The sequence below is a fragment of the Nonlabens xylanidelens genome, from assembly GCF_002934445.1.
In the GTDB taxonomy this organism is placed as follows: domain Bacteria; phylum Bacteroidota; class Bacteroidia; order Flavobacteriales; family Flavobacteriaceae; genus Nonlabens; species Nonlabens xylanidelens.
Genome location: NZ_PTJE01000001.1, coordinates 189,142 through 209,725, shown reverse-complemented (window position 1 = coordinate 209,725; position 20,584 = coordinate 189,142). Strand labels below are relative to the sequence as shown.

Here is a 20,584-nt window from a genome sequence, read left to right as displayed (position 1 = left end):
TAAAGAAATTAAGAAATTAAAGATAAGGTATTTGAAAGTAGTTGCTTCTAGATCTTACCATTGATAATGTTGAAAAGAGCGATGGACTTACTGTCAGTTAATGATGCTACATAACCGCAAACATCTAGTATACGTTCATAACTTGTGGTACCACTTAACCTTAGCCCTTTACAAGATTTTAAAATAAGTTTATCATAAGAGTCTTCTGTGTTATTAAGGCTATTTATACTAGCATTTACGGCAGCATCTAGTATGTCTTGTAAAATTTTATAACCAGCGACTTCTTTTTGAATGACCTCTTCGTTGTTATAAACCTTATCAATAGTAATAGCTAGTATGTCGTCTATTTGTGCTTTGTATGTGGATTTATCAGTAAGCGCATGTGGAAAAGTACCACTGAGTATCGCTTCTTCATTTTCCATAAATATAGAAATGCAGTCAGTAATTAAGTTGTTAATAGCTAGAGATCTTAGATAAGAAAGTCTTTCTGAAGTCGTAGAGAGCTGAGTGTAAATATCTGTTCTTATAGTATCTCTTACTAGTTTAATTAATTGCTCCAGTGCATGGTCTTCACTTATCCAGCCTAGGTTGATACCATCTTCAAAATCGATTATCGTATAACAAATATCATCTGCAGCTTCTACTAGGTAGGTAAGTGGGTGGCGGTAATGAGACTCTTCACTATCGGTATTGTTAAGAAGACCTAGCTCGTTAACTACATCATTAAAATGATCTACATCTGCCTGAAAGATGCCGTATTTTTTCTGAGAAATATGCTTAGTAGGCCTGTGTGGTAAGGACTCTTTAGGATATTTTATAAAAGCACCTAGGGTTGCATATGATAATCTCAATCCGCCAGAAGTTCCTGGGCTATCGAGATTTAATAAACGATATCCATTTGCATTTCCCTCGTAGGAAAGTAGGTCTTGTTGTTGCTTTCGCGAAAGCGTACTTATCATCTTTGCTCCTCGCTCAGTTTTAAAATAACTGCCTATAGCCTTCTCACCACTATGTCCGAATGGTGGGTTACCTATATCGTGAGCTAGCGCGGCTGCGGCTACTATCGCTCCAAAATCTTGTTGTTTATAACCGGACGCTACTAAGTCTGGATGCTTTTCTAGAATAAGTTTTCCTGCCATTCTACCTAGAGAGCGGCCTACAACGCTTACTTCTAAGCTGTGTGTGAGTCTAGTGTGTACAAAACCAGTCTGGCTTAAAGGGATGACCTGGGTTTTATCCTGTAGCGACCTGAAATGCTGTGAGAATATAACACGGTCATAATCTACTTCAAAGCCTAGTCTTAACTCATCTTGTTTTGCTCGAGGTCTAGGATGTGAATCGCCATATCTCTTTAATGATAATAATTGCTGCCAGTTCATTTGAAAGGAAATTTTGTGCAAGATAAGAATCATTTCAAGGTATGATTAGGTTACTTAAAATTTACTGTTTCTTAACAAAGCTAATAAGCGACTTAATATTATAGTAACCTAGTCAAGGGTGTTTAATTTGTTCTTTTGCAAAATATAATTCACATGTAATGAAGAAGTTATTTTTTATTTTTATTTTATTTGTAACTGCCTTTGCAACAGCGCAAAACGGTAAAGTTTCAGGAGTAATTACTGATAAGGATTTTGACAATGAATCGGTTGCTTTTGCGTCCATTCAACTTAAAGGGACTTCTTTAGGTGCGCAGTCAGATATGGATGGTAATTATTCTATAGTTGCACCTGTAGGAACTTATACACTAGTGGTGACATTTGTAGGTATGCAAACTGTAGAAATTACTGATGTAAAAATAGTAAATGGCTCTACTACAACAGTGAATGTCCCTATGACTGCCGAGGCTGCAACATTAGGAACTATAGAGATAGTGGTTACCAAAAGTAGAGAGAGCCAAGAGGCTTTGATACAGGAAAAAAAGAATGCGGTCACTATTGTACAATCTATAGGAGCCGAAGAGTTATCTCAAAAAGGTGTAAGTGATGCAGAGGGCGCTGTTACTAAGGTAAGCGGTATATCTAAGCAAGCTGGTGTGAAAAACGTTTTTGTACGTGGATTAGGTGATCGTTATAATTCTACTACTCTTAATGGTTTACCATTACCGTCTGATGATCCAGAATATAAAAATATCTCTTTGGACTTTTTTGGTTCAGACCTTTTAGAAAGTGTTGATGTAAATAAAGTTTTTACATCTGGTATTACTGGAGATAATGCAGGTGCAAATATTAATATAGATCTTAAAGGGTTAAAAGGAAGAAGTGCTCTTGAAGTAGGTCTTTCTTCTGGAGTGAATACTCAGACTATAGGAGAAGATTTTAAAGGAATAGATGGAGAGGGTTTCTTCGGTTTCAGTGATGCAGATTTACCTGTGAGCAACTTAAGATTATATTCTTTTGAGAACCAGCTAGCACCCAATGTTAGTTCTACGAGTCCTAATGTAGGTTTTTCTATCGCTGGTGGTAAAAGAATCGATATTGGTGATAATTACTTGAACGTGTATGGTTTACTTACATTTGATAATGGATATAAATTTGCTGAACGCCAGGTGCAAAACACTACTAGTAATGGTACTTTATATTTTGATGTAGAAGGAGAGAAGTACGATTATGAAACTTCTCAAATCGCAATGGCAGATCTTGATTATCGTTTTGGTAAAAACAACATAGAATTTATATCTAGTTATATTCACAAGAACTCGCAAAGTTTTCAAGAGTATGAAGGTGTAAATAATCCAGAACAAGAAGGAGATAGAGTATTTGTAAGAAGACAACAAACTAATAACAATAACCTTTATGTAAATCAATTACTATCTCATTTTGAGCTTTCTGATAGAATAGATCTAGATGTAAAAGCTTCTTTTAATGCGATAAGAGGTAGTGAGCCAGACAGACGTAGCTTTGAGTACTTGTTAAGAGATGGTTTTTATTCTCCAAACATCGATTCTGGTGGTAATAACCAAAGGTATTTTAGTGAGGTGCAAGAAAACGATTACAACGGTATCGCAAACTTAAAATACAACTTTAATACTAGTGAAGAAGATGAAAGAGCTCACTATATCACATTAGGAGCTGAGTATAGAACAACGCATCACGTTTTTAAAGCGACTACTTTTAATCACACTTTTGATACAAGAATAGCTGTAGATATTAATGATACAGACGCTATTTATAATCAGCAATCTATTAACGCAGGAAACTTCAGACTAGAGACGGGACGTGGTAGTGCGCTTAATCCTAATGCATTTGATCCATTTTATTACATAGGTGATAAAACAACTATCGCAGGTCAGGTAAACTATGTAAAAGCATTTTCTGATAAATTCTTAATTAACGTAGGTGGTAGATTTGAAAATATAGATCAAGAAGTAGAATTTAATACAAACATAGCACGTAGTTCTATAGATGGTGCTTCTACTATTAAAGAATCATTTTTCTTACCTAGTTTAGGTATGAAGTTTAATATTAATGAAGATAATATTATAAGATTAGGTGCAAGTCAGACTTATATGTTACCTCGTTTTAAGGAAATCGCACCTTTTAGATATGACGGTGTACAGTTCTCTATACAGGGTAATCCTGATCTTGAGTTCTCTGATATCTATAACTTTGATCTGGCTTATGAATATTATCCTACTAAAGGAGAGTTGATCTCTATAACTGGATTCTATAAGAATATTTCAAATCCAGTTGCAAGAGTAGAGATTCCTAGTGCAGGTAGTACGCTTACTTACTTAAATGTTGGAGATAATGCAACGGTATTAGGAGCAGAATTTGAAATAAGAAAAAACCTATTTGTAAGAGAAATGCCAGATACTGGTTTAGAAATAGATCGTGAATCAAAATTAGCTGCTGGTTTTAACGCATCTTATATCTACAGTAAACAAGACCTAGAAGATCCACTGGCACAATTTAGTGAAGACTCTACAGAGCTTCAAGGAGCTGCGCCTATTTTATTAAATTTTGATGTTAACTACAACACCTTTATAGGTAAGAGTAATGTGAATGCTGCGGTAGTATTTAACTACTTCAGTGAGCGTGTATTCTCTGTAGGAACACGTGGATTTGAAAACATAAAAGAAGTAGGTGTGCCTACATTAGATCTAATAGGTTCTATAGGAGTAGGAGAAAATGGTAAGTTTTCTTTAAAGGCAAAAAACCTTCTTAACCCAGATATAAAGCTAGAAAGAGACGGATCTGCTAACAACGTAGTGTTAAGTAATTATAAACGCGGTGTTGATATTAGTCTAGGATACAGCTATAAATTTTAAAGTTTCGTAAACTTTAGATAACCTTAATCGCCTTATTACAATGGTATGTTTGCAGCAACAAACGAATTCAAAAAAATTTAAACTCAAAACGATGAAAAAATTAATTCTATCTGCTCTTGCAATTGCTGCTTTAACATTCACTGCATGTGAAACTGATGACGATGTGGCTGGACCAGCAACTAGTGGTGATGATACAAACCTTATAGGTAACATTACAGAAAGTAGAACACTTGACTCAAATGTATCTTATGTACTTAGTGGTCCTGTTTTTGTAAAAGATGGTGCGACATTAACTATACCTGCAGGAACAACTATTACTGCAAACGCTGGTGGTACTGATGTTTATCTTCTTGTAGAAAGAGGTGGTCGTATAGTAGCAGATGGTACTCCAACTGCTCCTATTAGATTTACTTCTACTTCACAAACTCCTGCTGCTTGGGGTGGTGTAATTATTAACGGTAATGCATTTATATCTGGTCAAAACGCACAAGGACAGAATGAAGCTGGTACTGAAGTAAACGCTGGTATCCTTTTCGGAGGTAATAATGATACAGAAGATTCTGGTATACTAGATCACGTAATTATAGAGTATACTGGTGCTCGTATCGATGGTGATGCAGAGCATAATGGTCTTACTCTTAACGGTGTGGGTTCTGGAACAACTCTTTCTAACATCTGGATCGCAAATGGTGATGATGATGCTATCGAGTTTTTCGGCGGATCTGTAAATGCCTCTAACATCTTTGTTTTAAATGCAAAAGATGACATGTTTGATGTGACACAGGGATATAGAGGTACACTTACTAACCTTTACGGTGTTCGTGAGGCATCTTATGTAGCGGTAACTTCAGACCCAAGAGGTATTGAAGCAGATGGTAACCTAGATGGTAACTCTCCATCAGATAATACTCAATCTGACTTTACAGTTAATAACATTACTATTATCAACTCTGGTAATGCAGTAGAATTTTCTGACCTTATCAAGATACGTCGTGGTGCAACTGGTACAGTTAATAACGCGCTAGCAGGTACTTTTGGTACAGCAACTGCTTCTGACTTTATCGACTTTTATGATGATAAAGGAACAGCTACGGATGCAACTGTTGTAAATGCAACTGCAAACGGTACTGCAGATGGTACAGATAACAAGTTCTCTGGAACTAACGGTTCTACTACTGCTACAGCAACTGTAACAACGGCTAACACTGGTACTGATGCATCATTATTTGCTTGGACTGGTTATATTTTCTAGAACAATAAATAAATAATTTTTTAAAAGGCTGCTCTATCGAGTAGCCTTTTTTGCGTTTATAAGATAGTGTTTGTTTCGCTTTCGCGAAAGCGGTGTTGATAAACTAGGGGAATATTAATAACAGTAGCATAACATTTGAAATACTTATATAGCCGACTTTTGCAAGTTGAATAAAACAACGTAATGTCTGATATTTATATATACATGCTTATCATCCTTGCTGGACTGGCTATTACCGACCTGGTAGTAGGAGTAAGCAACGATGCTGTTAACTTTTTAAATAGTGCGATAGGTTCTAAAGCGATTAACTTTAAAACCATTATGATTATCGCAAGTATAGGTATAGCCTTTGGGGCGATGTCTTCTAGTGGTATGATGGAGGTTGCTCGCAAAGGTATCTTTGTCCCTGGAGAATTCTTTTTTGATGAGGTCATGATCATCTTTATGGCTGTGATGATTACCGATATTCTACTGCTCGATTTCTTTAATAGTATTGGTTTGCCTACTTCTACCACGGTTTCTATCGTATTTGAATTACTAGGTGCAGCCGTATGTATGTCTGTAATAAAAATCAATGGAAATGAGGCAGAATCACTTCTTGATCTAGGTAAATATATCGCTACAGATACTGCTATAGAGATTATATTAGGGATATTACTATCTGTAGTAGTAGCCTTTATTATAGGTGGACTGGTACAGTTCTTTTCTAGATTGCTACTTACTTTTGATTATGAAGGAAGACCTCCTTTTCTTGCCGCACTTTTTGGTGGTGTGTCACTTACTAGCTTGTTTTACTTTATCATTTTTAAAGGACTTAAAGGAGCAGATCTAGGAGTGGTGACTGAGTTTATAGGCAGCACAGATGTCTATACTTTTATAGGAGTTACCTTTTTATTCTGGACGGCATTTAGTTTTGTTTATGTATTCTTAATTAAATGGGATGTTTATAAACTGATTATTATCCTGGGAACATTTGGTCTAGCAATGGCATTTGCAGGTAATGATCTAGTAAACTTTATAGGTGTGCCTATCGGTGCATATCAGGCATGGGAATTTGCTGAGGGAACTGGTCTTAAAGCTAGTGAGATTAACATGAGCTTTTTAAGTGGTAGGTTGCCTTCTAATAAATTGTTACTAGTAGCAGCAGGTTTAATAATGGTGGCAACACTATGGTTTTCTTCAAAAGCGCAAGCGGTTGTAAAAACATCTGTAGACCTAGCGAGACAAGATTCTGGTACAGAGCGTTTTCAATCTAATTTTTTATCTAGAATTTTAGTAAGATATTCTATCGTGGCTGCAGACGGTGTACAACGTATTTTACCAGACACTGCATCTAATTTTATATCTTCTAGATTTGAAAAACTACCGGTGCCTACGGTGGTGCCTAAACATGCAGATAAACCAGCGTTTGATTATGTGCGAGCATCTGTAAATTTAATGGTAGCTAGTGTATTGATCTCGATTGCGACATCTTATAAATTACCACTTTCTACTACTTATGTAACTTTTATGGTAGCGATGGGAACATCTCTAGCAGATAGAGCTTGGGGTACAGAAAGTGCTGTGTATAGAATAGCAGGTGTACTTAATGTAATAGGTGGATGGTTCTTTACAGCCTTCAGTGCATTTACGGCTGCGGCTGTATTTGCTTACCTTATTTATTTAGGTGGCATGTATGCAGTGGTTGCTCTAGTAACAATTGCAGTTTTGTTAATTATACGTAGTTTTATAGGGCATAAAAAATCCCAACAAGAACAAAAGGTAACAGATCAATTACAAAAAGCTGAAAGCAAAACGATACAGGGTATTATTGATGAGAGCTCTGATAATGTTGCTACTGTGTTTAAACGTTCTAAGCGTATTTATAAAAACACACTAGATGGACTTATTGCACAAGATCTAGCTATTTTAAAAACGTCAAAGAAAGAGAGTAAGAAGTTAAGCGGTGAGATAGATGATCTACGTAATAACATTTTCTTTTTTATCAAAAACCTTGATGAACACAATCTGGGAGCAAGTAAATTTTACATTGATGTTTTAGGTAATCTTCAAGATGTATCTCAATCACTCGATTACATTTCTAAGGCGAGTAACACGCACATAAGCAATAATCACAAGAGTCTTAAATTTAATCAGATAAAAGACTTAAAGGAAATCATATTGCGTATTCACGAAATATTTAATGATGCACAAGAGACCTTTACTACAAAGGATTTCAGTAATCTAGGGGCTATTATCGTAGAACAAAGAGAGCTGATTACTCTAGTAGATGAAAAAATAAACAAGCAGGTAAAACGTACTAAGGATGACGAAGAATCACCTAAGAATACCACGCTTTATTTCAGCCTATTGCTAGAAACTAGAGATCTAATGAATGAAACTATTCAAATAGCAGAGCAGTATTATCTAGAGTATGATGCTTCTAAATTTGAACCTGAGAATTAATAACACAATTTTCCAAGTATAAAAAACCGACTCTAATCAGTCGGTTTTTTTATGTCCGATACTCAGACTCTTTTGGAGCATATTTAATAGGGTTGTTGTTGTTGTTGTTGTTGTTGTTGTTGTTGTTGTTGTTGTTGTTGTTGTTGTTGTTGTTGTTGTTGTTGTTGTCCCGCTTTCGCGAAAGCGGAATAGACATACGGCCTTATCCTTTAAATAAAGTCCTGTCCTTACATGAAAGCTATAATGTAGTTACCTAGTTGTAGCGTCGTCTATATATGCTTAATAAAGGTAAGATTTGAGTATTAAAAAAGGTGCTTACTCTGTAGTAAACACCTTTTCATTTGTAAATAATAAGAGTTATCTCTGTTGTTTATTCTTCTTCGTTAGTTGTGCTGGAAGACTCAGATTTGTCCATTTCAACAAGTTCAGGATTCTTGTATCTTAAAATTCTCAATTTTAATCTATGTACTAGGTACAATAAGATAGGGACAATAATTAAGGTTAAGAATGTAGCAAACAATAATCCGAAGATTACGGTCCATGCAAGTGGTCCCCAGAAGATTACATTATCTCCACCCATATAGATTTTTGCGTCTGCCTCGCTAAAAAGACTGAAGAAATCTATGTTGAAACCTATCGCTAGTGGTATAAGACCTAGTACGGTAGTGATAGCTGTAAGTAGTACAGGACGTAAACGTGCTTTACCTGCTTGTACAATCGCTTTATAAGAGTCTTCTTTGCTTATAAGGTGCTTATCGTCATCGATACCTAGTTCTTCTCTTCTACGTAGTTTTAAGATGTCTACATAATCAATAAGTACCACACTGTTATTTACCACAATACCTGCTAGAGATATAATCCCCATCATGGTCATCATAATGACAAATGGCCATCCTGTTACCATAAGTCCTAAGAATACACCTATGAAACTCAAGAATATAGAAACCATGATAATAGTAGGTTTTGAAATACCACCGAATTGGAATATCAAAATAAAGAAGATCAATGCTAGACCTACCATAAGTGCGGTCATCAAGAACGCTTGTTGCTTATTTTGTTCTTCTAATTGTCCTGTGTAATCTATTTTAATAGTATCTGATAAACCTTCAAAATCTAACATCTCGTTTTGAATTTGAGCAACTGCAGCACCTGCATCACTGAATCCAGGTTTTAAAGCACTGTAAACGGTAACAACTCGCTTGTTATTTTTATGTTTAATGGCACTAAATCCAGATACATTTTCTTGAGTAGTAACAGCATTTACCGGTATTTCTAGAACCTGACCAGTAGCCATGTCTCTATAGGTAATGCGCTGATTAAATAATGAACTGCGGTCATAACGATTCTCTTCATTAAAACGCACGTAGATGTCATAATCCTCACCATCCTTTTTATAAACACCTGCTTTCTCTCCAAAAATAGATCTACGTAATTGCATACCTACCTGACTAGCGCTTATGCCTAATTCTCCTGCTTTTTCACGATCTACTTTTACTTGTACTGCAGGCTTGCTTTTATTTACGTCTATCTTAAGTTCATCTACAGGGGCGATGTTTTTTTCATTTAAGAATTTCACCATACGCTCTGCAGTCACAATTAGTTCTTCATAATCATCACCTTGTAATTCTACGTTTATAGGATATCCTGCTGGTGGCCCTGCAGCATCTTTTTCTACACTTATGGCAATACCAGGGAATTTACCTTGTATAGCTTCTTGTATCTTTTTACGTAATATCTCACTATCGGCACCATTACGGTATTTATATTCTCGCATGGATGCAGTGATTTTACCTTTGTTAGGCATCTCTGCACTACTACCACCATCAGTTTGAGGGTTTCCAGCACCTTCACCTACTTGCGATACAGCACTTTCTACTAAGAAGTTCTCACCATCTTCTATATACATCTCTTCATTAATCACATCATAAACGATGTTCTCAATATCTTGGGTTGTTCTATTGGTTTTGGCAATAGATGTTCCTTGTGGGTACTCTATGTAAACCATGATCTGGTTAGGTTTGTTCTCAGGGAAGAACTCTACTTTAGTACGACCAGTACCTACAGACCAACCGAAATACATGAATAGAACGCCAAAAAACATAACTACCATTCCAGCAGTAAAGAAATATGGTTTCTTACCTCTTAAGGCAAATTTTAAGAAACGTTCATAAATATTATCTAACCATCTCAGTATTCTACGTTGAAAGAATAGTGTTGATTTTTTAATGAAATATTTATATAACCACAGTAGAATAACGGTTACTACCATTACAGACCCTAGTCCTCTTATGGCACCACCAAAAAGTAAAATCAGTAAACCTATTCCACCCATTACAGCTGTGATAAGTAACAGTTTCTTTACAGGTATGACCTTCTCGTCTATACTCATATATTTTGAAACTAACATAGAGTTAAAGAGAATAGCAACTACTAGTGAACTACCTAGTACCACAGATAGCGTGATAGGGAAGTACTTCATAAATTCTCCCATTACACCAGGCCATAAACCTATAGGTACAAAGGCTGCTACAGTGGTAAGAGTAGAAATGATAATAGGTACTGCTATCTCACCGATACCTATTTTTGCCGCTTTAATGCGTGACATACCTTCTTCGTCCATTAAACGATAGACATTTTCTACCACCACAATACCGTTGTCAACGAGCATTCCCAGTCCCATAATCATGGCAAAAAGAATCATCGTGTTTAATGTATAACCTAGTAAATTAAGGATAATAAAACTCATTAACATAGACATAGGAATAGCAAACCCAACAAAAAGAGCGTTTCTAAAACCTAAGAAAAACATCAATACAGTTACCACTAGAATCACACCAAAGATGATGTTATTTACCAGATCATCTACCTTATTAAGGGTGCGATTTGCACCATCGTTTGTGATAGTTATTTCTATATTTTCAGGAATTCTTCCATCTTCTTGAGATGCTTTTACTATCTCTCTAATACTTTCTGAAGCAGTAATCATGTTCTTACCAGATGACTTCTTGATATCTATCATTACGACAGCATCTCCAGATTCTCGAGCATAAGTGGTTTTATCTTCTTCTTTAAAGCTTACCTCAGCAATATCTTTAAGATATATAGGACCGTTTTCATTTTTAACTACAAAACGTTCTAATTGATCTGGTTGTGTAATTTCACCTAAAATTCTAATAGTACGTCTTTGATTTTCTGTTTTAATGTTACCAGCACTCATTGTAGCATTTCCACCACGTACTGCATTAATAACGTTATCAAAACTCACCTTTGCAGCAGTCATTTTATAAATGTCTACAGCTACTTCTACTTCTAGTTCTTGTGCACCTCTTATACTTGCTTCCTTAATTTCTTGTAGACTTTCTATTTCGTCTTCTAGATATTCAGCAAATACTTTAAGTTCTCTAACGGTATAATCACCACGCAGGTTAATATTCATGATAGGTACCTCTTCACTCATTTTGAGGTCAAAGACGTTAGGTTCAATTTTAGCACCGTTAAAAGTAGGCCAGTCCTCATTAGATGTTTCTACATCTAACTCATCCTTAACTTTCTGTTTTGCCGCCTCTACAGTAATACTGCTACCTAATAGAGATCCTTCTTCAAATTCTACTGTTATGATAGAATAGTCTTCTTGAGATGTAGAGAGAACCTCTGCAACACCAGATATATTTTTTAATCTATCCTCTAGTGGGTCTGTTATTAATCTTTCAATATCCTCGGCAGTGTTACCAGGGTAAACACTTGAGATATAAATTTTTGTTTCTTTAACCTCTGGAAAATCCTCTCGAGGCATAGAAAAATAACCCTGAACTCCTAGAACAAGTACAAGACCTATAAGAATCCATATTACCGTGGGGTTATTGATCGCCCATGAGGAAAATCCAAACTCTTTTTCACTTTTCTTTCCCATGACTTAGGCTTTTTTTATTCTAATTTGTTGGTCTTCTTTTACACTACGAGCACCTTCAATGATAATGTTATCTCCTTTTTCCAGACCGCTAGTAATTTCTATCATATTTGCACTAGGTTTACCAGTTGTAATAAGTCTTCTTTTTGCGACAGCCGTTTTGTATTGGTCACCATCTTTTAAGTCTGCAGCTATCATGATGTATTGATCACCATTTTGATTTTCACTTATAACCGCAAGAGGTATTAAGATAGCCTCTTCACTTGTGTAATCGTTAATCTTTAATCTAGCAGTTAGATTAGGTTTGATATTTCCTTCTTTATTATCTACAGGAATTTCAATTTTAAAAGATCGGTTTGCAGGGTTGATAAAAGAACTAGTCTGACGTACTTTGCTATTAACAGACTTACCTAACATAGGGAACTCTACCATTACTTCAGTTCCTTTTTGAATAGAAGAGATATAGTTTTCTGGTACTTCTACATCGATATACATGTCTTTAAGGTTCACAATTCTAATAAGCGGTGTCATTCCTGGAGATACTGTGTTACCTTGTTCTGTAATCACATCGTCAATTACACCAGAGAACGGAGCTGTTACTATTGTTTTAGCCAGTTGTTGTTGCATGGATCTAATAGCATTTTGTTGAGATTCATATGTAGCCTTTGCTTGTAAATACTGAATTTCAGAACCTATTTTTTGATTCCATAGTCTTTCCTGACGTTCATAAGTAGTTTTAGCAAGTTGTGCTTGTACTTTCATTTGCTCAATATTTTGAGCGATACCACCATCGTCTATTCTTGCAAGACGCTGTCCTTTAGAAACACGCTGTCCTTCCTTAACATAAACGTTAGTTAATATACCTCCCATTTCTGGCATTAAAGTAATGTTCTGTTTAGTGTCTACATTACCTTGTAACTCTATATAGTGGTTGTACACGGTGTCGTTAACAGTTTCTATACTAACTAGAGCACCATCTTTTTTAATTGTGTTCTTATCTAGATATTTTTCAATGGCTTTTATCTCTGTTTCCAGTTCTTTCTTTTCATTAAGTAACTCTGTTTTCTTTTGAGAGATAACCTTTGTGTCTCCAGTAGCGATTAACTCGTCTATGGTTGGTTCTTTATCACCACATGAGGTGAGAATAAAAAGGCCTATAAATAGTATGCTTAATTTTTTCATGATATATAATTCTGTGGTGGTTTTATTTTTGTGTAGTAAATTCTGGGGTATTGAGAATAGTCTCAAGATTTGCTTTTTCATTGATCACGTCATACATACTTTGCAAGTAAGTAGATTGTGTACTGTACAGTTGTGTTTGCGCCTGTCTCAAGTCAAAGCTAGTGGCAAGACCTTCTCTAAATTTGATTTGGTTCTTATTCTCAATGCGCTCTGCCAGTTGTAAATTATCCCTACTCGTACTATAATTATCTATAGCAATTTGATAATTATTAAGAGCGGTTTGATAATTTAATCTTATTTCTTCCTTTGTACGGTCTAGGTCTGTAATCGATTGATCCCAAGCTATTTTTGCACGATCTGTTCTAGCCTGTCTACCTAGTGAACTAAAAATAGGAACTGATAAACTAATCCCAGCAACAGACTGCCCGAACCATTTATTATCTCCATCTAAAAATGTAAAATCATCATTAAATGAATTCACTCCATAGTTAACAAATCCAGATAGAGTAGGAAGAGCCTTTGCTCTTTCTAGTTTGTATTCTAGACGTCTTTGTTCTGTAAAATTAGATGCGATATTATAATCTGCATTTTTTTCTAATTCTAAGGTATTTGTGGTCATACTAGGGTCCATATTCTTAAGAGCTAGAGATGCTAGATTTTCTTTAAGACTAACAGACTTTTGTAAATCGATACCTAGAGCTAGTTTCAACATGTCTGTAGCAATATCTTCCTGACGTCTAGCGCTGTTCAATTGATTTTCTAGTTGAGATTTTGTGATTTTTAATTGCTCTACATCTTCTTCTTCGGCGAGACCATTTTCATAAATCTTTGTAGTTTCATTTAGATTTTTAGTCAGTGTCTCTAGATTGCGCTCAATAATAGATATGTTTTCTTGCGTAAGAAGCACACCACCATAAGCATTTATAATCCCTTTTCTTACTTCAAGCTTTGTCTTATTATTGGCGTTTTCTGAAAAGTCCAAAAAGGTTTTTGAAGCTTCTAACGCGACTATATAAGAACCGTCAAAGATTAATTGCCTTAACGTCGCTGTTAAAGTTGCACTCTGTTTAGGTGAAAATGTTACCGGTACAAACGTCCCTGGCGCACCGCCTACTAACTCTGCAGGTAATGGTGTGATAGGTTGTTTTATCTGGTAATTATAATTTGCACTACCATCTATTTGTGGCAATCCTGTAGCAGTAGTTTCCCATTTTTGTTTCAGTGCTTTTGCGATATCTCTTTTTGCATTTATCGCTTGGTAATTATTCTCTAGACCATAGGTTACAGCCTCTTCTAGTGTAAAGCTGTATGAATCTTGATTTGTAGCTTGTTGTGAGTACGCTTTCGCGAAAGCGAGAACACAAAAAACCCAAATGTATAATGATTTATAATTCATTTAATCGTGGTTTGTATTGGTTATTTTATTTAAAATTTTACGTCCCAAAGGAGTTACAATTCCTCTAAGATGGTATTCTAAGTACTGGTCATGTAATGCAGCAGTGGGGTGTTTACTAGGAGGGAAAATGTTTAAATTTTTAATTCCTTGAATACCTACATAGTAGATGCGTGCAATAAAATCTACATCTATATTATCTCGATATAATCCTTTTGCAATACCTCTGGTAACGTTCTTTTTGATACAGTTTTCCATGTGGTCAAATTGTACCTCAGTAATTTTTTTATGTACCTCTGGATAGTATTTATGTAGTTGATAGATAGGAGAACTTTCATCACCCTTTAAATGTTCCATAACATAACGTTTAACGGTATACAGTTCTTCAATAGCATTTTCTGTCTCACCTTCTATGATATGATCCACACCACTACATATATGATTGCACAAGTGTACAGAAGACTCTTCTACTAGCTGCCCTTTATTTTTAAAATGCGCATATAGGGTTTTCTTACTCATCCCTAATCTAGATGCGATCTCATCCATAGTCACACTTTTAAAGCCTAAGGTCAGGAATAGATCCAGAGAGGTTTCTAATATGTTTATTTTTGCTTCGCTCATTTATTTATTAAAGGGCGCAAAGATACGTCTAGGAAACTAACGAAACTCTAGAAGTTTCCTAAGTTTTACAATTTTTTAACAAGACAGTTCGTATTTCTTATAAAATAGAACTGTTCATGGATTATTTTTACCGCATGAATGCATTAGAACACTTACGAATTACGTTTTTAGATCATCTTAAAAATAGAATCACAGAAAATGAGCCCGCAGGTCTTTATGATCCAGTTCATTACATACTTAGTTTAGGAGGTAAAAGAATAAGACCTTTATTAACTATGATGAGTGCAAAAATGTATGGCGCACCAGTTAATGACAGTCTGGACGCTGCGGTAGCGGTAGAGGTGTTTCATAACTTCACTCTTTTACATGATGATATTATGGATGCGGCAGACCTGAGAAGAGGGCAAGAAACGGTCCATAAAAAATGGGATCTTAATACAGGTATTCTTTCTGGTGACGCGATGTTAATAATGGCTTATCGTTTATTTGAAGGGTATAATAAGGAGCAATTTTTTCAACTGCATAAAGTGTTTTCTAAAACGGCGCTAGAGGTATGTGAAGGACAACAGTATGATGTAGATTTTGAAACTCGTGACGATGTTACAGTTCCAGAATATTTGAACATGATTAAATTAAAGACATCTGTTCTTGTAGGTTGTGCGTTACAAATGGGTGCAATTATCGCTGGTGTTAAAGAAGAAGAGCAACAGCTTATTTATAATTACGGTATTCATTTAGGTCTTGCGTTCCAGTTAATGGATGATTATCTAGACGCATTCGGCGATCCAGCAACCTTTGGTAAAGAAGTAGGTGGCGATATACGAGAAAATAAAAAGACATACTTATACCTAAGAAGTATAGAAAATGAAGATTGCGCAACAGAATTAAAAGAATGGTTTGCTCTTGATCATGAAGAAATGAATGAAGATCAAATTGAAGAAAAGAAAGAAATAGTAAAAGTCTTTTTTGAAGCAAGTGGTGGGGCAGCAGCTACCCTAGATGCTATTAAATTTTATACGGACGAGGCGCTTTCTATTATAGAAACTCTTTCTATAAGTGATGACAGTAAAAATGAATTAAAGAAATTTTCACTGGATTTGATGAGTCGTGTGAGTTAGAAAAAGAAATTTGCTCTATATGGAGAGTTTTATATCAAAAAAGGGTGGATTTATTCCATCCTTTTTTAATGTCAGTTTATTCATTTTATGGTATCAAAGCTTTTAAATCATCTAATGTATTTGCCTCTTCCATGGGTTTATCTGTACGCCATCTTACTATTCTAGGAAAACGTGTCGCAACACCAGATTTGTGCCTTTTACTAGGTGCAATACCTTCAAAAGCTATTTCAAAAACATGATGCGGTGTTACAGATCTTACTGGGCCAAAACGTTCTAACGTATTTTTCTTAATCCATGCATCTACTTTTCTAAACTCGGCATCAGTTAAACCGCTGTATGCCTTTGCAAACGTGACTAGCTCTCCATCCTGCCATAAACCAAAGGTGTAATCTGTAAATAAATTTGCTCTTCTACCATGACCGCGCATAGCATAAGTAAGTACTGCGTCTATAGAAAAGGGATCTGTTTTCCATTTCCACCAGTCGCCTTTTTTACGACCTACTAGATAAGGACTGTCTTTTCTTTTAATCATCAAGCCTTCAGATCTTTTTTCTCTTGCGAGATGGCGCTCTGCAGCCATGTCTTCCCAAGAGTTAAAATTCATAGTTTCTGATAGAAGTAAAGGTGTCTTATCTTCTTGTGGTAATATTTCCTCTTTTTTGTTGAGGTCCAAAACTAGCTTGTCGAGTAGGGCTCTTCTTTCTGTAAAAGGCATTTCTCTTAAATCTTTTCCTTTCCACTCTAGTAAATCATATGCTACGATTACTACAGGAACATCTTTTAATAGTTTTTTACCAACGGTTTTACGACCTATTCTTGTTTGTAGATCGTTAAAATTCATAATAACACCGTCTTTAAACGGTAGTATCTCTCCATCGATCACAGTACCATTGGGAATTACATCTAGAAATCTTTGAAACTCTGGGTATTTGTCGGTTACTAATTCTTCACCTCGCGACCATACAAATAGCTCATTTGCACGTATAATAGTTTGCGATCTTATTCCATCCCATTTATGCTCTGCGCTCCATTCATGAACATCGCCTAGATCGTTTACTTCACCTTCAATAGCATAAGCAAGATAAAACGGATAAGGTTTACCACGCATAGCAACTTCATTATCTTCAAAAACAAGCTCTTGAAACGTTGTGTTTTCTCCTGTCCAGCTACCCATAAGTTTATGGGCAAGAATGTCTTTGTCTATACCAGAAGCACTAGCCAGCGCTCTAGTCATTAATTTTTGAGAAACACCTATTCTAAAACCACCAGTGAGAATTTTATTGAACACAAAACGCTCATAATAATTAAGTTGTAGCCAGTTGCTTTGAAGGTATTCTCTTTTCTCTTGTTCGTCCTTAGATTTTAAGTCTATGATCTCCTTAATTATTTGTGATAGGCTTTTATCGCTAGACTCGTTTGTGGTAGGCAGTATAAGCGCAATAGTTTCTGCTAGATCGCCTACTATATGGTAGCTTTCTTCAAATAACCACATAGGTACACCGCTTATTTGAGTAGCCCATTCTCTCATTAAGGTAGTGTTCACAGGTCGTTTAGGTCTTCTATGCGATAGAATGGCAATAGTCCATAATTTATCCTCGTCGCTGGCTATTTTAAAATACTCGGTAAGCGCTGCGACTTTAAGATTAGTTTTATTAGTACCATCTATGGTTCTTATAAGTTCTGCAAATTGCTTCATGACTCTGTATTTGAATTAGAAGATAAGGTAGAGTCTGTAATTTCTTTTTCAACTAGATCCTGTTTAGCATCTGTAGATGTGTCTTCTTCACTTGCATTTGATTCACCGTTTTCTCCTTCATATTGAGTGCGCTCACTAATTGCATTTAATCCTTTTTCTTCTCTTAAAAAACGAGCAAATATATCTTGATATCCATGTGTTGTTATTACGTTTTCACAACCAGTTGCATCAATACTATTTAATAACCCATCCCAATCACAATGGTCGGAAAGGACAAAACCTTTGTCAATTGCTTTTCTACGACGTGCACCTCTAAAAGTCATCCATCCACTAGCGCTTGCGGTAACATAAGGGACCATTTTTCTCATCCATGCACTTCCATGAGCACTAGGTGGTGCAATGACTATGTTTCCTGCAATTTCTTCTTTTGTAGTTTCTCTCGTTATTAAATGCGTAGGAGGAAAATTAATTTGCTCTCTTAATACCTCAGTCATTTTAAAAACCGCACCATGACAGTAGATTTTCATTTGTGAAGTGTCTAGATGTTTAATTATGCGTTGTGCTTTACCTAGTGAGTAGGCAAAGAGAATAGAAGTCTTCTTTTCTACATGATTTTGTGCACACCATAGATTTATATCTTCCATAACCTGTTGCTGTGGTCTCCATTTAAAAGCAGGTAAACCAAAGGTGCATTCTGTTATAAATATATCACACTTTATAGGTTCATAAACGGTAGAAATACCGTCGTCTTCTGTTTTATAATCTCCTGTAAATACCCAGACTTCTCCTTTATGTTCTACTCTTATTTGAGAAGATCCTGGAATATGGCCGGCAGGATGAAAAGAGAACTTTACATTATTAATTGAAAAACTATCGTTGTAATTTACTCCTGACACATCTATGTCGCCCAGTCGGTGACTTATTATAGGAACATTATCATTTTGAGTAATGTACTTTTTATGACCCCATCTAGAATGGTCTGCATGGCCGTGTGTGATTAGCGCCTTTTCTACCGGCTGCCATGGGTCTAGATAAATTCCTGCAGGTTTGCAATAGATACCTTTATTGGTAAACTGTAATAATGCTTTACTCATGTCATAAAGTTAAATGACATAAGCCTTAATATCGATGGATTAAGAGAAGTTTATAATTAAACCTTATCAGGATCTAAATCTGCTTTTAAATCTTCTAAAGTTTCTCTATTGCTCGATTCAAATTCGTTTTTAAACCAATTCATTTGATCGGTAAGCTGGTCTAGTGCCGTTATGATATCGTTGTATTTTCTTTGTGAATCTTCAGGAGTTTTAATGCGGTAACCTAAGTATGATTTATAAATACTTAACCTCGTTTTTAAAACCAGCATGCGAGATAATATAGTCTGGTCATTAAACGCACTGTCCTCTAGCTTTAACATTTTATCTACGTGATCTATAAGTTCGTTAGTCATACCTATAGAATGATCGTAATTTTCTAATCCAGTGATTAAATTCTGGTAGTCCACCCATTTAAGAGCTTCTTTTTGTGCTTTACCTACTAGTGCCATTTTAGTCACACTTAAATTCATAGTTGAATAATCAATTTGATTTGATTTTGTAGATACATCTGCCGGTGCAGGTCTACAGGCTACTATTAAAAAAAGAAATAAAATTGATAAACGCATAGATAGATAACGATGAAATGCAAATATGATTATAATATAAACAAAAAAAAAGTGCTGTAACGCGTACAGCACTTTTAATAAATAATAGTTTACGAAAATATTATTTGTCTTTCATTTCTTCATTGTACTCTTCAGTAGCGTCTAGATACCTCTCTGTAGTAGTTTGATTTCTGCTACTGTTTATTTCTTCCATGTATTCTTCCATCGCGTCTTTTTTATTATCTATAAATTTTTCACGTGCTTGTACCATTTCTTTTTCTAGATCGTCAAAGGCTTCTTGAATTTTCTCTATGTTCTTTTTGTTATTCTTTTCAGATGCTTTTTTACCTACCATCTCTTCTTCATATTCTTTGATCTCTTTTTCTACGTCTTCTATAGCGTCGTTCACATCATCTACACGTAAATATTCAGGGATGCTAGTCTTAAAACTGTTGAAAGAAGCTCTTAATGACTCACTTTTCATTTTTACGTTATCAGCACTAGATTCTTTAAGGTCTGTAAAGCTTGTTCTTAAATTACTATAAGCATCGTATCCTTTAATAGATACTATTTTGCCATCTTTTACCTCTACATTGCTCTCAAAATCGTTTGCCATTTGTGTAGCTTGCTCTTCTGTATAAGAAACAGTTTTGTCCATTGCATTTTCGGTATTGTTCATCATGTCTTCTGTAGAATCTTCTACTTCATTCATTACGTCGTCAGAAATATCTACCATTTTTTCTTTTTCACTCTCTTTACATGCAGTTAATGCTGCTGCTGCAAATACTGCAGCTATTATTGTCTTTTTCATAATTGTTTGATTTGTTGGTACAAAATTACAATGCCTTACCAGCTCTAGAATCAGTTTTATAGGTAATTGATTGTTAATTAATCAGTGGTATTCATAATTTATTTAACAATAAACATATTTTATGTGTAAATTTTATTAAAATGATTGATTTATGTGTATTCCGCTTTCGCGAAAGCGAGATATTTATAACAATTAGAATAAATCTAAGAATTGCGTGTTTAATGTCTTCTTATCTTTGTGAAAAAATATACAA

13 protein-coding genes are annotated in these 20,584 nt (G+C 35.3%); 4 read left to right on the top strand and 9 right to left on the bottom strand.

Annotation, left to right across the window (positions count from 1 at the left end; genetic code table 11):
• Positions 1-47 precede the first annotated feature (47 nt).
• Complete coding sequence (gene dgt, locus LY01_RS00940; protein WP_104513941.1) at positions 48-1,379, bottom strand: dGTP triphosphohydrolase; 1,332 nt, start codon at positions 1,377-1,379, stop codon at positions 48-50.
• Between the two features lie 158 nt (positions 1,380-1,537).
• On the opposite strand from dgt, the gene LY01_RS00935 reads away from it, so the two are divergent.
• The 3 genes from LY01_RS00935 to LY01_RS00925 all read left to right on the top strand — a co-directional run bounded on the left by LY01_RS00935 (position 1,538) and on the right by LY01_RS00925 (position 7,964).
• The gene (locus tag LY01_RS00935; RefSeq protein ID WP_104513940.1) at positions 1,538-4,267 is read left to right on the top strand and encodes a TonB-dependent receptor; all 2,730 of its coding nucleotides are present in this window, start codon (positions 1,538-1,540) and stop codon (positions 4,265-4,267) included.
• Between the two features lie 91 nt (positions 4,268-4,358).
• On the top strand, positions 4,359-5,519 hold the full coding sequence (locus LY01_RS00930) for a hypothetical protein (RefSeq protein ID WP_104513939.1): 1,161 nt from the start codon (positions 4,359-4,361) through the stop codon (positions 5,517-5,519).
• Between the two features lie 183 nt (positions 5,520-5,702).
• Complete coding sequence (locus LY01_RS00925) at positions 5,703-7,964, top strand: inorganic phosphate transporter (RefSeq protein ID WP_104513938.1); 2,262 nt, start codon at positions 5,703-5,705, stop codon at positions 7,962-7,964.
• Positions 7,965-8,334: 370 nt separating this feature from the next.
• On the opposite strand, the gene LY01_RS00920 is transcribed toward LY01_RS00925, so the two are convergent.
• Genes LY01_RS00920 through LY01_RS00905 form a run of 4 tightly spaced genes read right to left on the bottom strand, consistent with a single transcriptional unit; the run spans position 8,335 to position 15,067 of the window.
• On the bottom strand, positions 8,335-11,874 hold the full coding sequence (locus LY01_RS00920; RefSeq protein WP_104513937.1) for an efflux RND transporter permease subunit: 3,540 nt from the start codon (positions 11,872-11,874) through the stop codon (positions 8,335-8,337).
• A gap of 3 nt (positions 11,875-11,877) precedes the next feature.
• On the bottom strand, positions 11,878-13,053 hold the full coding sequence (locus tag LY01_RS00915; RefSeq protein ID WP_104514698.1) for an efflux RND transporter periplasmic adaptor subunit: 1,176 nt from the start codon (positions 13,051-13,053) through the stop codon (positions 11,878-11,880).
• Positions 13,054-13,075: 22 nt separating this feature from the next.
• On the bottom strand, positions 13,076-14,449 hold the full coding sequence (locus LY01_RS00910; RefSeq protein WP_104513936.1) for a TolC family protein: 1,374 nt from the start codon (positions 14,447-14,449) through the stop codon (positions 13,076-13,078).
• Positions 14,450-15,067, bottom strand: coding sequence for a TetR/AcrR family transcriptional regulator (locus LY01_RS00905; RefSeq protein WP_104513935.1), 618 nt, complete (start codon positions 15,065-15,067; stop codon positions 14,450-14,452).
• Between the two features lie 134 nt (positions 15,068-15,201).
• Between LY01_RS00905 and LY01_RS00900 the strand changes: the two genes are divergently transcribed.
• Positions 15,202-16,185 (top strand): polyprenyl synthetase family protein, encoded by a 984-nt coding sequence (locus tag LY01_RS00900; RefSeq protein WP_104513934.1) that lies wholly within the window; start codon positions 15,202-15,204, stop codon positions 16,183-16,185.
• Between the two features lie 85 nt (positions 16,186-16,270).
• Here the strand turns inward: LY01_RS00900 and LY01_RS00895 are convergent, their stop codons facing one another.
• The 4 genes from LY01_RS00895 to LY01_RS00880 all read right to left on the bottom strand — a co-directional run bounded on the left by LY01_RS00895 (position 16,271) and on the right by LY01_RS00880 (position 20,331).
• Positions 16,271-17,881, bottom strand: a complete 1,611-nt coding sequence (locus tag LY01_RS00895) for an ATP-dependent DNA ligase (RefSeq protein ID WP_104513933.1) — start codon at positions 17,879-17,881, stop codon at positions 16,271-16,273.
• Positions 17,878-18,975, bottom strand: coding sequence for a ligase-associated DNA damage response exonuclease (locus LY01_RS00890; protein WP_245890604.1), 1,098 nt, complete (start codon positions 18,973-18,975; stop codon positions 17,878-17,880). Before LY01_RS00890 ends, LY01_RS00895 begins: the two co-directional genes overlap by 4 nt.
• A 56-nt stretch (positions 18,976-19,031) precedes the next feature.
• Entirely contained in the window at positions 19,032-19,541 is a 510-nt protein-coding gene (locus tag LY01_RS00885) for a hypothetical protein (RefSeq protein WP_104513932.1), read from the bottom strand.
• Positions 19,542-19,641: 100 nt separating this feature from the next.
• Positions 19,642-20,331 carry a hypothetical protein gene (locus tag LY01_RS00880; protein WP_104513931.1) on the bottom strand — a complete coding sequence of 230 codons (690 nt, stop codon included), beginning with the start codon at positions 20,329-20,331 and terminating at the stop codon, positions 19,642-19,644.
• Between the last annotated feature and the right edge of the window lie 253 nt (positions 20,332-20,584).